The 20,032-nt window shown below is 55.4% G+C and carries 23 protein-coding genes; 4 read left to right on the forward strand and 19 right to left on the reverse strand.

Annotated elements, in window-relative coordinates:
• Positions 1-7: 7 nt before the first annotated feature.
• From atpH to FC75_RS03260, 10 genes are all read right to left on the reverse strand, one after another.
• Positions 8-553 (reverse strand): ATP synthase F1 subunit delta, encoded by a 546-nt coding sequence (gene atpH, locus FC75_RS03215; protein ID WP_054662020.1) that lies wholly within the window; start codon positions 551-553, stop codon positions 8-10.
• Complete coding sequence (gene atpF / locus FC75_RS03220; RefSeq protein ID WP_054662017.1) at positions 540-1,031, reverse strand: F0F1 ATP synthase subunit B; 492 nt, start codon at positions 1,029-1,031, stop codon at positions 540-542. The genes atpH and atpF overlap by 14 nt, the downstream gene beginning before the upstream one ends.
• Positions 1,032-1,064: 33 nt before the next feature.
• Positions 1,065-1,277: a F0F1 ATP synthase subunit C gene (atpE, locus tag FC75_RS03225; protein ID WP_054662014.1), complete on the reverse strand. Its 213-nt coding sequence runs from the start codon at positions 1,275-1,277 to the stop codon at positions 1,065-1,067.
• Between the two features lie 14 nt (positions 1,278-1,291).
• On the reverse strand, positions 1,292-2,014 hold the full coding sequence (gene atpB, locus FC75_RS03230) for a F0F1 ATP synthase subunit A (RefSeq protein WP_054662010.1): 723 nt from the start codon (positions 2,012-2,014) through the stop codon (positions 1,292-1,294).
• Between the two features lie 352 nt (positions 2,015-2,366).
• A complete protein-coding gene (gene upp, locus FC75_RS03235) occupies positions 2,367-2,996 on the reverse strand; it encodes a uracil phosphoribosyltransferase (RefSeq protein ID WP_054662007.1) in 630 nt (209 codons plus the stop codon).
• Positions 2,997-3,114: 118 nt separating this feature from the next.
• Complete coding sequence (gene glyA, locus FC75_RS03240; protein ID WP_056989106.1) at positions 3,115-4,347, reverse strand: serine hydroxymethyltransferase; 1,233 nt, start codon at positions 4,345-4,347, stop codon at positions 3,115-3,117.
• Between the two features lie 174 nt (positions 4,348-4,521).
• Positions 4,522-5,538: an L-threonylcarbamoyladenylate synthase gene (locus FC75_RS03245; protein ID WP_056989107.1), complete on the reverse strand. Its 1,017-nt coding sequence runs from the start codon at positions 5,536-5,538 to the stop codon at positions 4,522-4,524.
• A 22-nt stretch (positions 5,539-5,560) separates the two neighbouring features.
• Positions 5,561-6,391, reverse strand: a complete 831-nt coding sequence (gene prmC, locus FC75_RS03250) for a peptide chain release factor N(5)-glutamine methyltransferase (RefSeq protein WP_056989108.1) — start codon at positions 6,389-6,391, stop codon at positions 5,561-5,563.
• Entirely contained in the window at positions 6,384-7,463 is a 1,080-nt protein-coding gene (prfA, locus tag FC75_RS03255) for a peptide chain release factor 1 (RefSeq protein WP_054662004.1), read from the reverse strand. Before prfA ends, prmC begins: the two co-directional genes overlap by 8 nt.
• Before the next feature lie 51 nt (positions 7,464-7,514).
• On the reverse strand, positions 7,515-8,096 hold the full coding sequence (locus FC75_RS03260) for a thymidine kinase (protein ID WP_056989109.1): 582 nt from the start codon (positions 8,094-8,096) through the stop codon (positions 7,515-7,517).
• A 153-nt stretch (positions 8,097-8,249) separates the two neighbouring features.
• Here FC75_RS03260 and FC75_RS03265 point away from each other — a divergent pair, with 153 nt between their 5' ends.
• On the forward strand, positions 8,250-9,608 hold the full coding sequence (locus FC75_RS03265) for a Mur ligase family protein (RefSeq protein WP_056989110.1): 1,359 nt from the start codon (positions 8,250-8,252) through the stop codon (positions 9,606-9,608).
• An 89-nt stretch (positions 9,609-9,697) separates the two neighbouring features.
• Here the strand turns inward: FC75_RS03265 and manA are convergent, their stop codons facing one another.
• From manA to FC75_RS03300, 7 genes are all read right to left on the reverse strand, one after another.
• Positions 9,698-10,669: a mannose-6-phosphate isomerase, class I gene (gene manA / locus FC75_RS03270; RefSeq protein ID WP_056989111.1), complete on the reverse strand. Its 972-nt coding sequence runs from the start codon at positions 10,667-10,669 to the stop codon at positions 9,698-9,700.
• A 68-nt stretch (positions 10,670-10,737) separates the two neighbouring features.
• A complete protein-coding gene (locus FC75_RS03275) occupies positions 10,738-11,721 on the reverse strand; it encodes a serine hydrolase domain-containing protein (RefSeq protein WP_056989112.1) in 984 nt (327 codons plus the stop codon).
• A gap of 70 nt (positions 11,722-11,791) precedes the next feature.
• Positions 11,792-12,646, reverse strand: coding sequence for a VOC family protein (locus FC75_RS03280; protein ID WP_054665012.1), 855 nt, complete (start codon positions 12,644-12,646; stop codon positions 11,792-11,794).
• Between the two features lie 129 nt (positions 12,647-12,775).
• A complete protein-coding gene (locus tag FC75_RS03285) occupies positions 12,776-14,659 on the reverse strand; it encodes an ABC transporter ATP-binding protein (RefSeq protein WP_054665009.1) in 1,884 nt (627 codons plus the stop codon).
• Positions 14,659-16,389, reverse strand: a complete 1,731-nt coding sequence (locus FC75_RS03290) for an ABC transporter ATP-binding protein (RefSeq protein ID WP_056989113.1) — start codon at positions 16,387-16,389, stop codon at positions 14,659-14,661. Before FC75_RS03290 ends, FC75_RS03285 begins: the two co-directional genes overlap by 1 nt.
• Positions 16,382-17,041, reverse strand: coding sequence for a TetR/AcrR family transcriptional regulator (locus FC75_RS03295; RefSeq protein ID WP_056989114.1), 660 nt, complete (start codon positions 17,039-17,041; stop codon positions 16,382-16,384). The genes FC75_RS03290 and FC75_RS03295 overlap by 8 nt, the downstream gene beginning before the upstream one ends.
• Positions 17,042-17,200: 159 nt before the next feature.
• On the reverse strand, positions 17,201-17,902 hold the full coding sequence (locus FC75_RS03300; RefSeq protein ID WP_054665006.1) for a histidine phosphatase family protein: 702 nt from the start codon (positions 17,900-17,902) through the stop codon (positions 17,201-17,203).
• 89 nt (positions 17,903-17,991) lie between these two features.
• Between FC75_RS03300 and FC75_RS03305 the strand changes: the two genes are divergently transcribed.
• Both FC75_RS03305 and FC75_RS03310 read left to right on the forward strand, forming a co-directional pair.
• Entirely contained in the window at positions 17,992-18,312 is a 321-nt protein-coding gene (locus tag FC75_RS03305; RefSeq protein WP_054665003.1) for a hypothetical protein, read from the forward strand.
• The gene (locus FC75_RS03310) at positions 18,305-18,490 is read left to right on the forward strand and encodes a hypothetical protein (RefSeq protein ID WP_056989115.1); all 186 of its coding nucleotides are present in this window, start codon (positions 18,305-18,307) and stop codon (positions 18,488-18,490) included. Before FC75_RS03305 ends, FC75_RS03310 begins: the two co-directional genes overlap by 8 nt.
• A 25-nt stretch (positions 18,491-18,515) precedes the next feature.
• On the opposite strand, the gene FC75_RS03315 is transcribed toward FC75_RS03310, so the two are convergent.
• Entirely contained in the window at positions 18,516-18,716 is a 201-nt protein-coding gene (locus tag FC75_RS03315; protein WP_056989116.1) for a hypothetical protein, read from the reverse strand.
• Between the two features lie 94 nt (positions 18,717-18,810).
• Here FC75_RS03315 and FC75_RS12620 point away from each other — a divergent pair, with 94 nt between their 5' ends.
• Positions 18,811-18,951 (forward strand): ASCH domain-containing protein, encoded by a 141-nt coding sequence (locus FC75_RS12620; protein ID WP_156314419.1) that lies wholly within the window; start codon positions 18,811-18,813, stop codon positions 18,949-18,951.
• On the opposite strand, the gene FC75_RS03320 is transcribed toward FC75_RS12620, so the two are convergent.
• Positions 18,941-20,011 (reverse strand): FAD:protein FMN transferase, encoded by a 1,071-nt coding sequence (locus FC75_RS03320; RefSeq protein WP_056989133.1) that lies wholly within the window; start codon positions 20,009-20,011, stop codon positions 18,941-18,943. The two genes, FC75_RS12620 and FC75_RS03320, sit on opposite strands and share 11 nt — an antisense overlap.
• Positions 20,012-20,032: the final 21 nt, after the last annotated feature.

Consider the following 20,032-nt stretch of genomic DNA (forward strand, 5'->3'; position numbering starts at 1 on the left):
CTATTCGCTAATTGGTGAGCAGTTGCTGCCGCAACTTCGCCAGCCGCGTCTTCACGGTGCCATCGATGACCAGGTCATTCGACTGCACCTTGACGCCGCCGATCACTGCAGGGTCCACCACACAGGTGATCCCAACGGTTTTGGCGTTCAGTTGCTTGGCAAGTGCTTGATTCATTGCCTGAGTTTGGCCCTCGGTCAGCGGCACAGCAGTGGTGACTGTTGCCTCCACGTGGCTTGTCGCCTCATCGAAACGGTCTGAAAAGTCTTCGATCACTGCTGGCAGGCCAAGAATGCGGCCATTTGCCATCAGGATCTGGACCAGATTTTTGACCAACTCACCAGAGTCTTTTGTCAGCAGACCCATTAAATCGGTTTTATCCGCTTCGGTCAGGTTGTTGCTGGCTAATGCCGGCATTAACTCAGGCGTTGCTTTGATCACAGCGTTGACCTGGGCCAGCTGTTCGGAAACTGCGCTCAGGGCCTGTTGGTCTTGAGCCGCCTCGAACAGGGCTTTGCCGTAGCGCGGCGCCGCATCACGATCAGTGACTGCCATTGGCGTCACCTAATTCGTTGATGTACTGGTCAATCAAGTTCTGCTGTGTGCTGGGATCGAGTTCCTTGGCAATCAGCTTTTCAGCGATTGTCAACGAAAGGTCAGCAACGTCGTTTTTCGCGGCCGCCAGGGCATCGGCACGTTGCTGTGCGATGTCCTTATTCGCGTTCGCCTTTAAAGTTGCGACCTCGCATTGGGCCTGCGCGACGAGCGTGGCCCGCTGCTTTTCACCGTTCTCCTTGGCGGAGTTGACGATGTTCACAGCGTCTTCCTTTGAACTCTTCAGCTCGGCTTCGCGCTGGTCCGCCATTTTTTGCGCCTCTTGACGCTTGTTATCGGCGTAATCCAGGTCGGAGTCGATCTTGTTCTGACGATCGGCCATAATTTTCGTGACCGGTTTCCAGGCAAACTTCCCAACGAGCACCACTAAAACAGCGAAGGCGGCGAGAAGAAAGAGCGTATCACCAAAAGTAGCCATTCAAGCCACTCCCTTCTTTAATATTGGTGCTGATTAGCTCAGGACAAGCATGAAGGCAACAACGATTGACATGATTGGAACCGCTTCGATCAAGCCGACACCAATGAACATGGTCGAACGCAGAGTACCTGAGGCTTCCGGCTGACGAGCCATGCCTTCCAGAGTCTTTGAAATAACTTGACCGTTACCGTATGAAGCAGCCAGCGCGGCGAGCCCCGCGGCGATAGATGCAGCGATGTATTGCATGATATTTCCTCCTATTAGTCAGATATAACCTTTTCCGAAATGTAAACTGAGGACAAGGTAACAAAAATATACGCTTGGATCGTACCAATGAAGACTGAGAACCCTTGCCAAATGACTTCAATCGCGAAGCCCCCAATAAAGGAAACCCCACCAAGTAAGCCGTGACCCGAAAAGGCCAACTCTCTAATCAACAGAAGTAACACTTCACCAGCATAGATGTTCCCGTAAAGCCGTAGCGCTAATGTCACAAAGTTCGTAATGTTCTCAATCAAATTGATTGGCAGCAGAAACGACACTGGCGAGATGTACTCTTTCATGTAGCCTTTGAAGCCGTTAAACACGACCCCAAAGAAGTGAGAAATCAGTAATATCATCATCGCCAGGCTCATGGTAATAATTGGATCCGCGGTCGCGGACCGGAACCATGTTTTGCCCCCGATATCAAGTTGAAAGAACAGTCCGAGCTGGTTATTCACAAACACGAATAGGAACAAGGTAAAAGCGAACAGCCCAAACCGCTTGCCTTCCTTGCCTGGCATTGCCGATTTGACAATGCCGTTGGTGAAATCGATCAAGTACTCCAGCGCGTTCTGACGCCCGTTCGGCCGAATTGACGGCTTGCGAGCTAACCAGTACACGAGGAAAAAGATGATCACGCAAGAAACCAAGATTGCCAGGTCATTCGCCGGGTTAAAGCGCAGCCCCATGAAACTTACTATGGGATAGCTTTCGTTCACAGAATTCACCTCCTTACAACTCGCAAAAAGACGTATGTATGAATGCATGCGGATTAGGCGGGCCTAATATGTGGAATTGCCGGATACTCATCCTTCAAAACACACAGATAACTCTATCACCTTTACCCCCAAAAGACAAAAAGAGAACGAGACTTTTCATGACTTTTCACACCCGTTTTTCATAATTTTTTTTAAACGGAAAGCGCCGCCATGTCTCATTTTTGCCACATTTGCCAATTTGTCAGCGCGGATCGCTCAGGCAACTGAGTAAACTTTTCAGCCTGACCGGCACGGTCTTACAACCGAACAGTCAAAAAGGGCGACCCCCATTAGTGGCCGCCTTTAGAAAAACTTATTTTGTGCCAAACAACCGGTCCCCGGCATCGCCGAGCCCTGGCACGATATAACCATTTTCATTCAAGTGATCATCAAGCGCCGCGGCGTAAATGTCAACGTCCGGGTTGGCCTCTTGGACCGCCTTGACGCCTTCTGGTGCAGCAACCAGGACAACCAGCCGAATGCTTTGGGCACCGCGCTTCTTCAACGCCTCAATGGCCATGTTGGCGGAACCGCCGGTGGCGAGCATCGGATCGACAATGATCATGTCGCGCTGGTCGATCCCGTCTGGCATTTTAACGAAGTATTCATGCGGCTTTAGGGTCTTCTCATCGCGGTACATCCCGACGTGGCCAACCTTGGCCGCAGGGATCAGGCGCAAGACGCCATCAACCATGCCCAACCCCGCACGCAGGATCGGCACGACGACCAGCTTCTTGCCAGCCAGTTCCTTTTGTGTTGTCTTACCCATTGGCGTTTCGATCTCGACGTCCTTCATTGGTAAGTCACGTGTGATCTCGTAAACCATCAGTTCGGCGATCTCGTTTGCGATCTCCCGGAACTCCTTGGTCCCCGCGTTCTTATCGCGGATCAAGGTCAGCTTGTGTTGAATCAACGGGTGATTCAAAACAGTAAATTTGCCCATGCAGAAAGGCCCTCCTTTTGATGTGGCGCAGGCGGCTGCTTGCCTAAAAAAATCACGACTCATAGAGTCGTGATTACAGTGCTGTCCGCTTGCTTTCCGGCTTTCGCCGTAACCTTTCCTATGATAAGGGATGACGCCCTGTTAGTGCAAGGGTAGATTGGCGAATCTCATCAAGTTTTTCTTCGTCGTGCCGATTGGCGATGGCACTGGAAATCAAATGCGCCACCTCCCGGCAGTCTTCCTCGTTGAAGCCGCGCGTGGTGATCGCGGCCGTGCCGACCCGTAGCCCAGAGGTTTTGAAGGGCCCGTTTTGCTCGCCTGGCACCTGGTTCTTGTTAGCCGTGATCATCACGGCATCCAGCAGGTCCTGCACATCCCGGCCGGTGACGCCATAGCCGGTAACATCGAGCAGCACCATGTGGTTGTCCGAGCCGCCGGAGATCATTTTCAGCCGCGGATCTTCCGCAAAGCCGGCGCACATCGCCTGCATATTCTTGACGATCTGAGCCGCGTAATGCTTGAAGTCGGGCTGCAGCGCCTCCCCTAGCGCGACCGCTTTGGCGGCAATCACGTGGTCAAGTGGGCCGCCCTGAATCCCCGGGAACACCGCGGAATTGATGGCCTTGCCGTACTCGGCCTTGGCGAGGATCATCCCGCCGCGCGGTCCGCGCAGCGTCTTGTGCGTGGTCGTCGTCACGACGTCCGCGTACGGGACGGGATTCATGTGCGCCCCACCGGCCACCAGGCCCGCGATGTGGGCCATGTCGACCATGAGAAACGCCCCCACGTGATCGGCGATGTCCCGGAACTTGGCAAAGTCGATCGCCCGGCTGTACGCACTCGCACCGGCAACGATCAGGCGCGGGTGCACCGCCTCGGCCTGAGCGAGAATCTGGTCGTAATTCAGGCGCTCGGTTTCCGGATCCAAGCCATAGTGATAAAAATGGTAAGTTTGCCCCGAGAAACTGACCGGACTGCCGTGAGTCAAATGACCGCCGTCAGTCAGATCCATCGCCAGCACCTTATCACCGTCTTTTAGAAACGCGCGGTAAGCGGCCATGTTGGCGCCCGACCCGGAGTGAGGCTGGACGTTGGCGTATTCGGCGCCGAATAATTCCTTGGCGCGGTCGATCGCCAACTGCTCGATTTCATCGATGTATTGATTTCCGCCGTAATAGCGGTGCTTTGGGTACCCTTCGGAGTACTTGTTGGTCAGCACACTGCCCTGGGCCGCGCGCACGGCCGGGCTGACAATATTTTCAGAGGCGATCAGTTCAATGTTTTGTTGTTGGCGCCGTTCTTCATTTTCGATGGCACCAAAAACGGCGGGGTCATACTGCTTGAAATCCATGTGGCGGATCCTCCTTATTGCGTCAGCGGCGATTGGTCAAGACCAGTATACCAACCCCAAAGCAGCCCGTAAACATTCGGGCCCTAAGCTTTAATCCGCCTATTTCGAAATTTTCATGGTTGTTTCGCCAAAAAAAGCCGAATATCAAAACAGCCGCACGCAGCGGCTGCAAACTCAGTGCTGATCCGGATCAAAATGGTCATTGCCGGCCGACTTGTTCAACCGGTTCATGTAGGCGACGCCCAGCCCTTCTTGCGCAAACGCTTCGGCCAAGATGACCGTGACGGTTGGGTGAAGGTCGAACCAGCGCAGCCCAGCGAACAAGTTGTGAGTGGCCGACGTGAGGTCCCGGCCAAGACTGTAAGTTGGCACAGCAGACGGGACATCAGTCAACAGGTCATCAGTCGCTAAGACCCCGAACGGCTGCCCATTCTGCTCAGCCCACTTCAGCGCGGCCGGAAAATCAGCCGGGTGATCAACGATGACGACTTGTGCGCTAGGGGCGTAATGCTTGTACTTCATGCCTGGCGCCTTCGGGGTCTCCTTGGCGCCCACTTTGTGATGGTCGGACTGGACCTCGCCGATCACCGGCGCAAGCAGCTTCGGCGTGATCTTGCCAGGCCGTAAAATGGCCGGCGGTGTCACCGTCATGTCGATCACGGTGGACTCGACGCCGACCGTGGTCGGCCCGTCGTCTAAAATCCCGGCAATGGCGCCGTCAAAGTCGTGCAGCACATGCTCCGGCCGCGTGCCGCTGGGCTTGCCGGAAATATTCGCCGAAGGGCCGACAATCGGCCGCCCCGCCAGGCTGATCATTTGCCGCGTCAACGAGTTGGCCGGCATCCGAAACGCCGCTGTCTGCAGCCCGCCTGTGACCACCATTGAAAGTTTACCGGGTAAAATGTTCAAAATGATGGTCAAAGGGCCAGGCCAAAAGGCATCCATGAGCTTTTTCGCGGCAGGCGTAATGGTCGCAAACTGAGCCACCATGTCCGGGCCTGCCACCGTGACGATCAGCGGGTTGTCCGCCGGCCGGTGCTTGGCCTGAAACACCTTTTCCGCGGCCTTGGGATCAGTGGCGTCAGCGCCAAGTCCGTACACGGTCTCCGTGGGAAAGGCCACGACCTCGCCAGCCTTGATCAGCGCAGCGGCCTGCGCGACTTCATCCTTGTTAAACACTTTGGTTTCCATATTTGTGCTCCTTTAATCCCAATTAAAATTGAAGCTTCACCATGCGCGGGTGATCTGCCATGTCCCGTTTAAACGTCACTTGCGCTTGGGGCAGCGCCTCAGCAAACAGCCTCGCCAAGGCAGGCTGCTGGCGGTAGCCGAACTCCAGGTACACGGCACCACCAGTATTCACGTGCGCGGCGACGCCAGCGGCAAAGCGCTGAAAAAGTGCCAGCCCGTCGTGCGCCGCAAAAAGTGCGAGAGGCGGCTCATAGGTCAGGGTACTTTCATCCATCACGTCGGTTTCCGCCTTACTGATGTATGGCAGATTGCTGATGATGAAATCAAAGCGCTGGGGAATCGCCGCGAATAAATCACTTTCGACAAACGTCGCGCGCCGGTCCAGCCGGCGGGCGTTTTCCCGCGCGACTGCCAGCGCCGCCGCCGACACATCGCTGAGCGTCATTGCCGTGCTTGGCAGCTGCTTGGCCAGCGTCAGGCCGATGGCACCAGAGCCCGTGCCCAGATCCAGGCCGGTTTGGGCGGCCGGTTGTTCCGCCGCCGCCCAGGCGACCAGCTCCTCCGTTTCAAACCGGGGAATCAGGACAGCCGGCGTCACTTTGAACAGATCGCCGTAAAATGGCGCAACCCCCACAATGTACTGGGCCGGTTCATGGTGTGAAAGCCGCGCAACGTCTTGCTCAAACTGAGTCAACGCCGAATCGGGCATCACGTCGCGGTCATGCAGTCGAAGCTGACTGGGCGTGAAGTCTGCCCGCATTTCGAGGACGTACCGCGCCCCGTCCGGGTCCACCCCAAGCGGTGAAAGCACTGAAGACGCCCACCTGAGCGCCTCCCCGTAAGTCTTACTCATCGATTTGTTCCATCTTGTTCGTCTGATCCTGCACGATCAGGGCATCGATGATCTCGTCAAGCTCACCGTTCATGATCCGGTCCAGCTTGTTCAAGGTCAGCCCGATGCGGTGGTCGGTAACGCGGTTTTGCGGGTAGTTATACGTGCGAATGCGTTCGGACCGGTCGCCGGAGCCAATCGCCGTTTTACGTTTGGCGGCGTACTCGCTTTCGTTTTGGCTTTCGTAGTAGTCGTAAACCCGTGAGCGCAGGATCTGCATGGCCTTGACGCGGTTTTGCTGCTGACTGCGCTGATCCTGCATCGTCACCACGATCCCGGTCGGCAAATGCGTCATGCGCACCGCGGAACTGGTCTTGTTAATGTGCTGACCACCGGCACCACTGGACCGGTAGACGTCGGTGCGAATGTCCTTCGGGTCAATCTCGAGGTCGACTTCATCGTACTCGGGCATGACCCCCACGGTCGCCGTCGAGGTGTGGACCCGGCCGGCGCTTTCGGTCACGGGCACCCGCTGCACGCGGTGCGCCCCGTTTTCGTACTTCAGCTTTGAGTACACGCTTTGCCCCTGGATCAGCACGGAGACTTCCTTGTAGCCGCCGACTTCGGTAGGGTTCTCGTCGATAATTTCGGTGGTCCAACCCTGCCGCTCGGCGTACTTCATGTACATGGACAGCAGGTCGCCGGCGAACAGGCTCGCCTCATCCCCGCCGGCGGCCCCGCGGATCTCCATGATGATGTTCTTGTCGTCATTGGGGTCCTTCGGCAGCATCAGCTTTTTGATCTCGGTCTCAAGCTGATCCAGCTGGGGATTAAGATTGTTCAGATCCTCTTTGGCCAGCTCCGTGAGGTCGTCGTCCTTGCTTTCGCGCAGCACTTCCTCGCTTTCGCTGATGTCCTGCTTCACTTGCTTGTACTTCTTGTAGGCCGCCACCACGTCGCGCATGCCGCCTTCCTCTTTGGAAAGCTCAAGGTAACGCTTGGTGTCGTTGATGACCTCAGGGTCGGAGAGCAGCTCTTCCAGCTCCTCATAGCGACCGATCAGCCCGTCTAACTGGGTAAAAATCTTATCCATAAAAATCCTCCATTAATGTTGCCGTTAACTGCCGCACACCCGCAGAGACTATCAAGCCTTTAAGCGTTTAGGCGGGAAGTAGTAATGATGCCGGCAAACGGGAAAATAAGCCTCATTGCCGCCGATCATGATCTGCTCGCCTTCATAAACGGGCTTGCCATCGTGAACCCGCAGATTCATCGTCGCTTTTTTCGCGCAGAACCAGCAGATTGTTTTCATTTCCTCAATCTTGTCCGCATACGTCAGCAGGTACTTCGAACCCTCGAAAAGCTCATTGCGAAAATCATTCTTCAGGCCGAACGCCATCACCGGAATGTGCAGCTCGTCGACCACCCGCGCGCACTCGAAGACGTGGTGCTTCTTCAAAAACTGCGCCTCGTCGATCAGCACGCAGTAAGCATGCGGATCAAGCTTGGACACCAAATCGAAAATATTCGTCTCATCATCGATGGCCTTGGCCGGCCGCTCCAGCCCGATGCGGCTGGAAATGACGCCCACCCCTGAGCGGTCGTCCACCGCACTGGTCAAAATGATGACGTTCTTGTGCTGCTCTTCGTAATTATGCGCGACCTTCAGGATCTCGATACTTTTACCCGAATTCATCGCGCCGTAGCGGAAAAACAATTGTGCCATAAGGGCCTCCTTCGGCAAGAAGCGCCTTGCCGCAAAAAATTCACCTTATCCAGTATAACGGAATCTTTACCATAATAACATGCTCCCGGTCAGAAACGCGGAGCGGCTATGCTATGATAGTAGCTGCAAAACTAATAGAGAGAGGCCGTTTACATGCCATCTTTGAAAAGCCAATTCGCCATCGCAGCCGGGCGCTTAAGTTACTGGTACCTGCACAAGTTCCGCCACGGCGGCTCCGCCTACCCGGGCAAGCTGGCGGAAAAAATCGACCCGGACGTGCTTGCCAGCCTGGGCCAGGACCGCGATACCATCATCGTCACCGGCACCAACGGCAAGACCCTGACCACCGCACTGATCGTCAAAGTCTTGGCCCAGCAGTACGACGATATTCTGACCAACCCCACCGGGTCCAACATGCTTCAGGGCATCATCGGCGCCTACTTCGCGCACAAGACCAAGCCAGGCGCCAAGCGCAAGATCGCCGTGCTCGAGGTCGACGAGGCCAATGTCGCGCCGGTGGCGCGCTACCTGCACCCCAAGGCCTTTGTGATGACCAACATTTTCCGCGACCAAATGGACCGCTACGGCGAGTTTTACACCACCTATGCCAAAATCCTGCGCGGCGTCAAAGCCAACCCAGACGCGCTGGTCATCGCCAACGGGGACGCCCCGATTTTCTCTTCGCGTGAGCTGAAAAATCCGCTGCGATACTACGGTTTTGCCTTAGCGGCGGAGGCGGGCAACGACATCAAGGCCCCGGCGAACACGGACGGCGTGCTGTGCCCAGTGTGTGAGCACATCCTCCACTACCACGGCATCACTTACTCAAACCTCGGCAGCTTCTTCTGCCCGAATTGTGGGTTCAAGCGGCCGGTCCTGAATCATCAGGTCACCAGCGTCACCGAGCAGACCCCGACTTCATCCAGGTTTGAAATCGACGGCCATCCCTACAGCCTGTCGGTCGGCGGCACTTACAACATTTACAACGCCTTAGCAGCCTACGCGGTGGGCGCGGAGTTCGGCATCACGCCTGAGCAGATCGCCAAGGCCTTCAGCTATGATGAAAAGGTCTTCGGGCGCCAGGAACAAATCAAGATCGGCACCAAGAACGTCACCTTGATCCTGGTCAAAAACCCGGTCGGTCTCAACGAGGTCCTCAGCATGATCCAGCGCCAAAAGCAGCCGTTTGCCTTCGCAATGCTGCTGAACGCCAACTACGCAGACGGAACGGACACGTCATGGATCTGGGACGGCAACTTGGAGCAACTGGTTCAAAGCGGCCTGGCCACGTCGTACATGGTGGGCGGCGAGCGCTACAAAGATATCGCCTTCCGCATGCAGGTGGCCGGTGTGCCGCAAAGCGATTTGGCCACTAAGCCCAACCTTGACGATGTGATCCCCTACCTCAAGGGCGTCCAAGAAGACCAGATCTACCTGCTGGCCACGTACACTGCGGTCCTCCAGATGCGCCAAAAATTCAGTCAGGCCGGATTCATTAAAGCCGGTTTCTAGACTGATCACCATTCAAGGGAACAGAAAACCCGCTGACTGACCATTTCTCAACTGAGAAACGATGAGCCAGCGGGTTATTTTAGTTTCAGTTATTCTTCGTCACCTGGGGTCGAGGTGATCATCATCATCTTGCCGGTGAAGGTCCAAGACTTGATCTGGTTAGGAATGATGAAGTGAGTCCCCTTCTTGATCGGATAGGACTGGCCATCCGCTTCGATCGTCCCTTCGCCGTCCAGCACCGAAACCAGCGTGTACGGTGCGGTTGGCGTCTGAGTCAGCTTGCCGTCCAAATCGATCTTGTAAACCGAGAAGAACTTGGAAATCGGGGCTGTCACGAATGTCGTGATAGTGGCGTCATCCTTTTGCTCGCTGGTGATATTGAGCTTAGGATCCTGGCTCGGCACCGTCGTGGTGTCAATGCTTTGCTGCAGGTGCAGTTCGCGCTTCTTGCCGTCCTTGCCGACCCGGTCATAGTCATACAGCCGGTATGTCGTGTCGGAGCTTTGCTGGGTTTCAAGGACCATGATGCCCTTGTTCAGCGCGTGAATGGTGCCACTTGGCACGTAAACAAAGTCGCCGGTTTTGACTGGTACCTTCCGGAGTAACTTGTCCCACTCACCCTTGTGGATCATGTCGGCAAGCTCTTCACGCGTCTTGGCGTGGTGGCCGTAAATCAGATAGGAACCAGGTTCCGCGGAAATCACATACCAGCACTCCGTCTTGCCCAGCTCACCGGGACGCTCATGCGCTGCGGCGTAGGCATCGTCCGGGTGCACCTGCACCGACAGACTGTCGTTGGCATCCAAGATCTTGGTCAGCAGCGGAAAGACCTTGGCCTTTTGATGACCGAAGTAGTCCTGGTCTTCCTTCCAGGCGACATCCAGGGTCTTGCCCTTCAGCGGCCCGTTGGCGATGACATCAGGACCGTTCGGGTGCGCCGAAATGGCCCACAGCTCGCCGATCCTACCGTCCGGGATCTTGTAACCGAACTCGGTTTCGAGCTTACGGCCGCCCCAGATCTTTTCGTGAAATACGGGTTCCAGAAAAATTGGTTCCGTCAATGAAATTTCCTCCCCATTACTTTTCTATAGATCCATTTATCGAATCAAGTTTAACACAGCCGCCAGGGTCATGAATGCGCCGCCATGAAATTCGTGATCAATTCGTCGCGCTTGGCCAAAAATGCCATATTCGGTTTGGGGTGCACGCGGTTGGTCAACACGATCAGGGATTCCTGCAGTTGCGGTTGGATCAGCCAGAACGTCCCGGTGTACCCGGTGTGATAAAGCCACAGCCGGCCACCAGCATCGCGGCGCAGGTCCCACCCAAGGCTGCGGCCCAACTGATTGGTCGTTTCATCCCGCAAAATTGTGGCAAAGCTTTGAGGCCAGGCATCGGCGTGGCGCCGGGCAAAGGCAAATTCACTGAAGCAGATCAGGTCATCCAAGCCCGCAAACAACCCGGCGGCGCCACTGTGCTCGCGCAGGATCGCCGCCTTCGGGTCATGGACCACGCCGCGACGCAGGCCCGCTGCGGCCGAGTAGGTCGTCGGCACACACCGCGAAGGGTCCGGGGCAAACGTTGCCGTCTGCAGCCCCAGCGGACTCAGGACGCGCTGCTGAATCAGCGCCTGAATCGGCCTGCCGTAAATATTTTCCAAGGCCCAACCCACCAGCAGCAGATTCACGTCGCGATACACGACTTTGTGATCACACTCCCCAGTCACTTTTAACTGCGTGATCAGTGCCTGGCGCAGCGCCTTGGGCGGCAGCTCGTCGCGATGCGGAATGTACCCCTCCAGGCCGGAGGTGTGCGTCAACGCCTGGCGAAACGTTGTGGGCTGGTGAAACTCGGGCAGATACCCACTGATAGCATCGTCCACGCCCACGCGGCCATCATCAAGCGCCTGTAAAAATACCGTGGTGGTGCCGATCACTTTCGTCAGCGAAGCCAAGTCGTACAGCATCCCCGAGTGAAGCGGCGTTTTAGTCGGCTGCCACGTTGCCTCGCCGTACACGGTGAGTGCCGCGACCCCGTCATGAAGCCAGGCCGCGGAAACCCCAGGCGCCATTTTCTGATCTACAATCGTGCGTAATTCCTGCATCACGTCCATGTCTGTGCCTCCAATACGGTCTAGTATACCGCGGCACGCAAAAGGCCGACCAGTAACTGGTCGACCGTCGTCACGCAATGGAGAACCAAAGGGTCAAGTGATTGGGCCCGTCGATCATCAGGTAATCGTTGGCGGCATCGTAATCAAAATCAATCCAGCCTCGCGTTTGAAGATTGAGTTGAAGTAGATTCATCATGCTGTGGTTAGGAATGATCACACTGACATAGTGGGCGCCGATGACATCAGCGGGCCTAGGCCCCAGCTGTCTTTTGACCACCTCAATGCCGAAGTGCATGGTATTATCGCCAACTGTCAAATACCCCCAGTTAGGCGTTTTCTGCTGCAGAATGAACCCCAGGGTGTTTTGAACATGATCAATCGTTGCCATCAGCGCCGGCGTTTCAACCACGAGCCTGCCGATAAACGAGGGCGGGGGCAACAGTGGCGCCCGTCTCGGCGCTTTTGGCAGGTGCGGCGTCGGCAGTGGTTTGCCCGCCGCATCTGTGAAATTGTACCCGTGGCCCACGACCAGGCGCGGCCCCTCATCATACTCCAGGATCACTTCATTGCCTTCCGGGTCGTTCACCCGGACGCCGCGGCTGAACCCGGTTTTAAACCACGGGCTGACCGCGACCCCCTGCGCGTGAAGCCAGGCCACCTGCTTCAGCACCACAGGCAGCGTCGGCACGGAAAGCGCAAATGCGCTCAGCCCTGCCGTTGGGGTTTTGGAAATGTTCCCCCCGCCCTCAAGCAGCAGCAACACTCGGTGGTTTGCCTGGAGGCCCAGCAGGACCTGATGTCGACTGTCTTGCAGGACCTCCAGACCCAACATCTGCACGTACCAAGCACGCATCACGGTTAAATCGTGAACGCGCAATGCGACAAAACCAATTCGCGACGATGGATTAAGCATCATCTGCGTCATTTTGCTCACCTCCTGCCGATTTGGTTTACAGCATAATCGAGTTTGCAGGAAAGCGCACGGATTTTGACTCGCAGCAAAAAAACTCCCACCAAGCGACCAAACCGCCTGGTGGGAGTTATTCGTACCTCATTAAATCGTCGTACTGCCGCTGAACTGACTATTGTACAGATCGGCGTAGAAGCCGTTCTTGGCCATCAGCGTATCGTGATCACCAGTTTCAACAATCGAACCGTGGTTCATGACGATAATGTTGTCGGCATCGCGAATCGTGGACAGCCGGTGGGCGACCACGAAACTCGTGCGGCCCTTCAGCAGGCGACTCATCGCGTGCTGAATGTGCACTTCAGTCCGGGTATCAACGGAACTCGTCGCCTCATCGAGGATCAGGATCTCGGGATCCGCCACAAAGGCACGGGCAATCGTCAGCAGCTGGCGTTGGCCTTGCGAAATGTTAGAAGCGGATTCGTTTAAGACCGTATTGTAACCCTTCGGCAGCTGGCGGACGAAACTGTCCACGTGCGCCGCCTTGGCCGCGTTCAGAATCTCCTCATCGGTCGCGTCTTCTCGCCCGTACTTCAGGTTATCCCAAATCGTGCCGGTAAACAGCCACGTGTCCTGCAGGACCATCGCGTAGTGCTTGCGCACATCCTCGCGCGTCATGTCGCGAATATCGGTGCCCCACATCCGGATGGAGCCGCCGCTGACGTCGTAGAAGCGCTCCAGCATGTTGATAACCGTCGTCTTGCCGGCCCCAGTCGGCCCAACAATCGCGATCATCTGGCCCGGCTCAACGGTCAAGTTGTAATCCTTCATCAGAATTGGGCTGTTTTGGTAGCCAAACTTGACGTGATCCATGACTAGCGGGTGCTTGTCGCCTTCGATTGGCGTCACACCAGATTCGATGTCTTCCATCTCCGGTTCGTCGATGACCTCAAAGACACGTTCAGCCGAAGCGATGGTGTTTTGAATGGTGTTGGCCAAGTTCGCCAGTTGTGAAATTGGCTGAGAGAACTGCTGGGTGTACTGCAGGAAGGCCTGCACATTCCCCAGGGTGACTGTCCCATTGGAGACCGAGATGCCCCCAAAAATCGCCACGAACACGTACCCGAGGTTATTCAGGAACGTCATGAGCGGCATGATGATGCCGGAAACAAACTGCGCCTTCCAGGCCGAATCATAAAACGCCTGATTCTCGACTTCGAAGGTCTTCATCGCGTCTTCCTCGCGGTTAAACGACTTCACAATCACCTGACCGGCGTAATTTTCCTCGACATAGTTGTTCAGCAGGCCAAGCGCCTTCTGCTGACCGGCAAAATACTTCTGCGAGCGCGGCGCAACAATGCCCACGATGACAAGACTCAACGGAATCGTAATCAGCGCGATTAAGGTCAGCTTCCAAGAAATCGTCAGCATCATCCACAAAGTCCCAATGAAGGTAAACGCACTAGTGACCAACTGGGTCAGACTCTGCTGCAGGGTCGAAGCAATGTTATCCATGTCGTTGATGGCACGGGACATAATATCGCCGTTGCTGTGGGTGTCGTAATAGTTGATCGGCAGCCGCTGCATTTTGGCCTTGAGCTCCTTGCGCAGGTCGTAAACCGTGCGCTGAGAAATGCGGGTCATGATGAACTGCTGCATGAAGGAGAACAGCGCCGACGCCAGGTACATGAAGATCACAACGATCATAATCTCCTTGATCTTGTCAAAATTAATGGGGAACTGCTTCATCGGGATGCCGGCCTTTTGCTGGGCGACCCCCTTCATGTAGCCCTTAAAGATTTCAGTCGTCGCTTCCCCCAAAATCTTTGGGGTCCGGATCTGAAAAATCGTGGACGCAATGGCAAAGAGCATAACGATCACAATGCCGACCAAGCGAGATTTCATATAGCCAAACAGGCGGAAGGTGGTGCCCCAGAAGTTCTTAGGCTTTTCGACCACGCCGCCGCGGGCCCCTGGTCCGTGACCGCCGCCTGCTGGCCTGGTTGAAGTCGTGCGATTCGTTTCAGCCATTATTTCTCATCCCCTTCGCGAATTTGTGAGTTAACAATTTCCCGGTAAGTCTCATTGTTGGCCTTCAGCTCGGCGTGCTTGCCGCGGCCGACCATCTTGCCGTTGTCCAGCACGACGATCGTGTCGGCATCGGCAACCGTCGACACTCGCTGACCGACAATGACCACAACGCGCTGAGAAATCTTTTCGTCGTCCTTGAGAGCCTGCCGCAGCTCGGCGTCGGTCTTAAAGTCCAGCGCGGAAAACGAATCATCGAACACATAGACGGCGGCGTCTTTGATCAGCGCCCGTGCAATGGCCAGGCGCTGCTTTTGGCCACCGGAGAAGTTATCCCCGCCTTGTTCAACTTGGTAGTCCAACCCTTCCGGATTGGCCGCGATGAAGTCTTTGGCCTGGGCCACTTCCAAGGCGTGCCAGATTTCGTCATCTGTCGCGTCATCGTTGCCATACTGCATGTTGGAACGAACCGTCCCAGAGAAGAGGTTGGCCTTCTGCGGCACAAATGCAATCTTGCGGTGCAGTTCGTCCAGGTCCACGTCCTTGACGTTCATCCCGTTCACTTTGACCGCCCCTTCTTCCACGTCATAGAACCGCGGGATCAGGTTAACCAAAGTACTTTTACCAGAACCAGTGCCGCCAATAATGGCTAGCGTCTGGCCGGCCTTCATGTCAAAATCAACGCCTTGCAAAGCCGGATCCTCGGCCCCGTGATAACGGAACTGCACGTGGTCAAACTGAAGCTCAGGCGTGGTATCGGCGAATGGTGTCGGATTTGCCGGCGACTTGACCGTCGTCGTTTGGTCCAGCACTTCATTGATTCGGACCGCCGAGGCCTGCGCCCGAGGAATGAAGACGAAGATCATCGACAGCATCATGAAGCTCATCAGAATCTGCATCGCGTAAGTAATGAACGCAATCAGGTTCCCAGTTTGCATCGCTTGGGCCGCGATCAGGTGACCGCCCCACCAGTCGATGGCTATGTTGGTCCCAGACATGATCAGCGTCATGACCGGCATCATCATTGCCATGATGGAAAAGACCTTTACGGCGTTGTTGGTGTAATCCTGGTTGACGCCTTCAAACCGGTCCTGCTCAAACTTGTCCTGCCGAAACGCCCGGATGACCCGGACCCCGGTCAGGCCTTCGCGAAAGACCAAGTTGATGTTATCAGTTTTTTGCTGCATGCCGCGGAACAGTGGCACAGCAAACTTCATCACAATCCCGATGAAAATCGCCATGATGGGCAGCACCACCAGAAAAATCAGCGTCAGCGTGTGGTTCTTCTGGTATGCCAGGAAGCTGGCCCCAATCAGCATGATCGGCGCCATGATCATCATGCGCAGGATCATGACCCAGACGTTTTGAATCTGCGTCACGTCGTTGGTGGTCCGCGTGATCAAACTACTGGTCCCAATTTGGTCCATCTCATCATGCGAGTAAGTGATGACCTTGCGATAAACGTCAGAGCGAATGCGCTGCCCCAATTTCTGGGAGACCCGCGCCGCCAAGAAGACGTTGCAGATGGCCGCTAAGGCGCTGATGACCGCAAACGCGATCATCTTGAAACCTTCCTGCCAAATGTAGTTAATATTGCCGGTCGCGACCCCGTTGTTGACGATGTCAGCGGTCAAATCAGGCAAATAAAGGCTGGTGATGACCTGAATGATCATGAACAGCACCGCCCCAGTAATCTGCGCAATCGAGACGCGGCCTTTCGCTAATTTAATCATGTACTTCCTCCTCTGATATCACGACGCCGTACTGCAACCAGTTCAGCATCTTAGCCATGCGGGCTTTCAAGGCTGTTGTGGTCACGTTCTCGCCATTCCTGCGCCGAGTGTAATAATAGCCGATCGACTGCATGAAGATCCACATCACTTGGCGAAACAGCATCGCGACGTCTTCATCTGACTTCACGCGCAGCTTGCTGCGGTCGATGTGCTCAAGTGTATAGTCAAGAAACACCTTTTTCGGGTGTGGGTCTGGCGCCTTTTTTGGCATTGAGCTGAAGTGTGCCGCGTTGTGAAAATCCATGAACAAAAAAACATTTTCATAGAATTCTCGGTGTGGCCCCTTCAGCAGTTTTTCGACTGACGTGTCGAAAAAATCCGCCATCATCCCAAACAGGTCCCCGTCATGCCGAGTCATGGCCTGCATGTAAAGTTCCTCAGTCGAAGACCGAGTGCGATCCAGCAAGTAAAAAAAGATGTCGCTTTTATCTTCAAAATACTGGTAGAAGCTACCGCGCGGAATGCCGGCTTCCTTGATGATATTCGAGATGCTTGCATCCTGGAATGACGCACGCGAGAACTCATCATAGGCCGCCTTGATCAGCCGTTTGCGTTTTGTTTCCGCCAGGCGGAAAAAGGTTGGTTTTGGCATACGGGCTCCTTTCTAAAAAAATGACATAATGTCATGTGACAACTTGTCATTATACGCGCTTATGTTCGAAAAACAACAATATTTCGATTTGTTTTCAGAAAATTCTTCAAAAAAACACCCTGCGGTCGCGTGATCGCCAACCACAGAGCCAGCATTGCTTTATTCCTGTTCGGGCGTCGACTGCGGCGCTCCCGCCAGGGCGAGGATTTCTCTGGGCGCCGTCAAGTTGACCCCGCGCACCACCCACTGGTCGCCGGTCACGTCAACGCGGGTGACGCTCGTGTTCTTGAGTAGCGTGACTGGCAGCTGGTCTGGGGCCAACTGGTAGATCAACGCACTTAAACTGACCCCATGCGCCACGACCAGAACATTGGCCTCGGGCTGATTGGCGTCAACAATCTCGTCAAAAGTCTGCCGCACCCGCGTGATCAGCTCGTCCAAGGTCTCCGCCTGGCCGGTGTCATCCATGGCGTGAAAATTGCGGACCAGGGTCCGAAACTGCGGCGCATCCAGCCACATCTTGGCAAACGCCCGCACGCCGTAGCGCTGCGTCGTCTTGCGCATCAATTTCATGTTACTCATGCCCTCGTTGCCGCCAAAGTAATATTCGCGCAGGCCCGCCTTTTCCTCGAGTGCCGGGGCGTCCGCGTGCTCGGCCAAAATTGCCTTTGCTGTGGCAACCGCGCGGCGGCGATCGGAACTATACGCCGCGTCGAAATGAATCGGCTTCAGCAAAGTGCCAAGCTGGACGGCGGCTTCCTGACCTTTGGCCGTCAGCGCGGCATCGGTCACACCCTGAAGCTTCTGCGCCCGGTTCATCTCGGTTTCACCGTGTCTTACCAGGTATAAATGGACTGTCATCTGAAGGCCCCCGTTCTATACTTTCCAATAGTTCCATGGTATCATATTCCGCAGTTATTCTACTCGGACTGAAGACGGAGGTGACTGATTTGGACCTGGCAACACAAGTACTCACATACATCAAAACGCATCCGCAGCAAACCACGATTATTCGCCGCGGCTACCAGAACACGATCAGCTTTCGCCTTAAAGACACGCTGATTTTTCCCGGCCTGCACGAATGGTTCCCAGAGAATCGGCTAAACGCGTTTCCGCTGTCTGACGAATTTATTCCCCATCACCGGCGGCTGGTTCACTGGTTAGCCAAGCAAGTTGACCCCGACGAGCCGCCTGAGCCCAAAGCGCTTTGGTTAACGCTCAGCCATGTGACGACCGCGAAATTTCTGTACGTCGAGGTGTCCTTTGAATAAACAGATCGCGGATCTGCGCACCCGGGCCGTCCAAGCGGGCATCATGGCAGCTTTGCTTTGGGGCATGCGCATCCTCTTCGACTGGCCTTGGCTCCTCTTCGTAGTGCTGGCCGCAATCGTCTATGGTCTAATTTGTTTAGGCTATGCGATTTTTCTGTGGACCATTCGAAAAAAATAAGATTCCGACCGCCGCGGCCGGGATCTTATTTTTTTTGACGCTTATTCTTGCGGCCCAAGAAGACGTAATCGGCAAGCGAAATGAGCAGCGCCACAACGATCAGGATCTTCGTCCAAGTGGGCCCCAGCGAGGCCCGCATGAGCCAAACAAAAATCAACAGCAGTAAGGCAATGATTTGGTCAATGAACTGCTGCACATAATGGTTTGAGTCTTGTTGATGGGACATGGCCAGCCTCCTCATTTTTCCTCAGTATTTTAGCACGTCTAGGCGCTGCTTGTCTGCCCCGTAAGGGATACTGTCACCAAATGGAGGCGAGTCCATGGAAATGGCCATCACGCACGACCAATTTCAGCTGATCGAAAACAGAACGAAAACGATTGAAGTCCGCCTAAACGATGCCAAAAGACGCCAACTGCGCCCCGGGCAGGGGTTGGCAGAGCGGCTGCACTTTAGGCCTTGAAGTTTCCTGGGCGATAGTTGGTCCCTTTGACGAGTTTGAAGTCAGACTTGAGGCCGTTCGTGATATACACCCGATTATTATTGGTCACAAAAATGGCTTCAATGTCCTGGCCCCGCTTTTTGTTCATGTACGCAAGCCCACCGCGCAACCCTTTGTCGAAAGCGGCATTGGACAGCGCATCGCCGTCGACGCTTTGCTTAGACACAATCGTGACTGAGGCCAGGTTGTTGTCGTAAGGATAACCCGTTTTGGCATCAAACAAGTAGATGTACTTGTGCCCGTGAGACATGAGGTACTGTTCGTACGTCCCGGCGGTCACGACCGACATGTTGGCGGCATGGATCGTGCCCAGGGCCGTGCCGCGGCTAGCCTTCGGATCCTGGATGCCAATCGTCCATTTGCGGCCGGCAGCTTTTGGCGAATGGCCCATGACCACCACGTTGCCGCCAAGGTCGATGATGGCCGTGGTGACGCCGTCTTTTTTAAGCGTCTGCCGGACCTGATCAGCGACCCAGCCCTTGGCGATGCCGCCAAAGTCCAGCCGCATCCCTTTTTTGGTCAGGTACACCGTGCACGTTTTGGCGTTGAGCTGCACGTCGCGCCAGTTGACCAGCGGCAAGGCTGCCGTGATTTCCGCGGGTTTGGGCACCCGGGCCCCGGGCAAGCCGATTTTCCACAGGTTGGTCACGGCGCCGATCGCCATATCGAAGCTGCCGTTCGAGTTTTTAGAAAAATACTGCGCTTTTTTCAGCAGCGGCCAAAAGTCTTTCGGCACGCGGACCGGCCTGATGCCGGCGTTGGCATTGATCTTGTCCAGCACTGACCCGCTGCGAGTCAAGGTGGCCTCGCTGTCAATGTGGCGAATCGTCCTCAGCCCATCTTTGACGGCCTTTTTTTTGCCGCTGTCGTAAACGGTGACCTTGCAGATTGTCCCCAGCGAAAACTCGCTATCGGTGTACGGATCGTTCGGCCGCAGCTTGGGCGTCACCTGCTTCTGGCCGCAACCGGCCAACGCGAGTAACACCAACCCGGCAGCCAGCAGCCGCCAAAAACGTTTTATTTTGACCATAACGATCCCTTC

It is taken from the genome of Lacticaseibacillus camelliae DSM 22697 = JCM 13995, assembly GCF_001436615.1.
Taxonomy (GTDB): Bacteria; Bacillota; Bacilli; order Lactobacillales; family Lactobacillaceae; genus Lacticaseibacillus; species Lacticaseibacillus camelliae.

What these genes read in the sequence shown, in the direction of transcription:
- prmC (WP_056989108.1), bottom strand. Translation starts at nt 6,391, where the DNA reads ATGAGTAAGACTTACGGGGAGGCGCTCAGGTGGGCGTCTTCAGTGCTT.
- FC75_RS03300 (WP_054665006.1), bottom strand. Translation starts at nt 17,902, where the DNA reads ATGACAGTCCATTTATACCTGGTAAGACACGGTGAAACCGAGATGAAC.
- FC75_RS03275 (WP_056989112.1), bottom strand. Translation starts at nt 11,721, where the DNA reads ATGGACGTGATGCAGGAATTACGCACGATTGTAGATCAGAAAATGGCG.
- FC75_RS03290 (WP_056989113.1), bottom strand. Translation starts at nt 16,389, where the DNA reads ATGATTAAATTAGCGAAAGGCCGCGTCTCGATTGCGCAGATTACTGGG.
- FC75_RS03295 (WP_056989114.1), bottom strand. Translation starts at nt 17,041, where the DNA reads ATGCCAAAACCAACCTTTTTCCGCCTGGCGGAAACAAAACGCAAACGG.
- atpE (WP_054662014.1), bottom strand. Translation starts at nt 1,277, where the DNA reads ATGCAATACATCGCTGCATCTATCGCCGCGGGGCTCGCCGCGCTGGCT.
- FC75_RS03280 (WP_054665012.1), bottom strand. Translation starts at nt 12,646, where the DNA reads ATGACGCAGATGATGCTTAATCCATCGTCGCGAATTGGTTTTGTCGCA.
- prfA (WP_054662004.1), bottom strand. Translation starts at nt 7,463, where the DNA reads ATGGATAAGATTTTTACCCAGTTAGACGGGCTGATCGGTCGCTATGAG.
- FC75_RS12620 (WP_156314419.1), top strand. Translation starts at nt 18,811, where the DNA reads ATGGAAATGGCCATCACGCACGACCAATTTCAGCTGATCGAAAACAGA.
- FC75_RS03265 (WP_056989110.1), top strand. Translation starts at nt 8,250, where the DNA reads ATGCCATCTTTGAAAAGCCAATTCGCCATCGCAGCCGGGCGCTTAAGT.
- FC75_RS03260 (WP_056989109.1), bottom strand. Translation starts at nt 8,096, where the DNA reads ATGGCACAATTGTTTTTCCGCTACGGCGCGATGAATTCGGGTAAAAGT.
- FC75_RS03315 (WP_056989116.1), bottom strand. Translation starts at nt 18,716, where the DNA reads ATGTCCCATCAACAAGACTCAAACCATTATGTGCAGCAGTTCATTGAC.
- FC75_RS03245 (WP_056989107.1), bottom strand. Translation starts at nt 5,538, where the DNA reads ATGGAAACCAAAGTGTTTAACAAGGATGAAGTCGCGCAGGCCGCTGCG.
- upp (WP_054662007.1), bottom strand. Translation starts at nt 2,996, where the DNA reads ATGGGCAAATTTACTGTTTTGAATCACCCGTTGATTCAACACAAGCTG.
- FC75_RS03285 (WP_054665009.1), bottom strand. Translation starts at nt 14,659, where the DNA reads ATGGCTGAAACGAATCGCACGACTTCAACCAGGCCAGCAGGCGGCGGT.
- atpF (WP_054662017.1), bottom strand. Translation starts at nt 1,031, where the DNA reads ATGGCTACTTTTGGTGATACGCTCTTTCTTCTCGCCGCCTTCGCTGTT.
- glyA (WP_056989106.1), bottom strand. Translation starts at nt 4,347, where the DNA reads ATGGATTTCAAGCAGTATGACCCCGCCGTTTTTGGTGCCATCGAAAAT.
- atpH (WP_054662020.1), bottom strand. Translation starts at nt 553, where the DNA reads ATGGCAGTCACTGATCGTGATGCGGCGCCGCGCTACGGCAAAGCCCTG.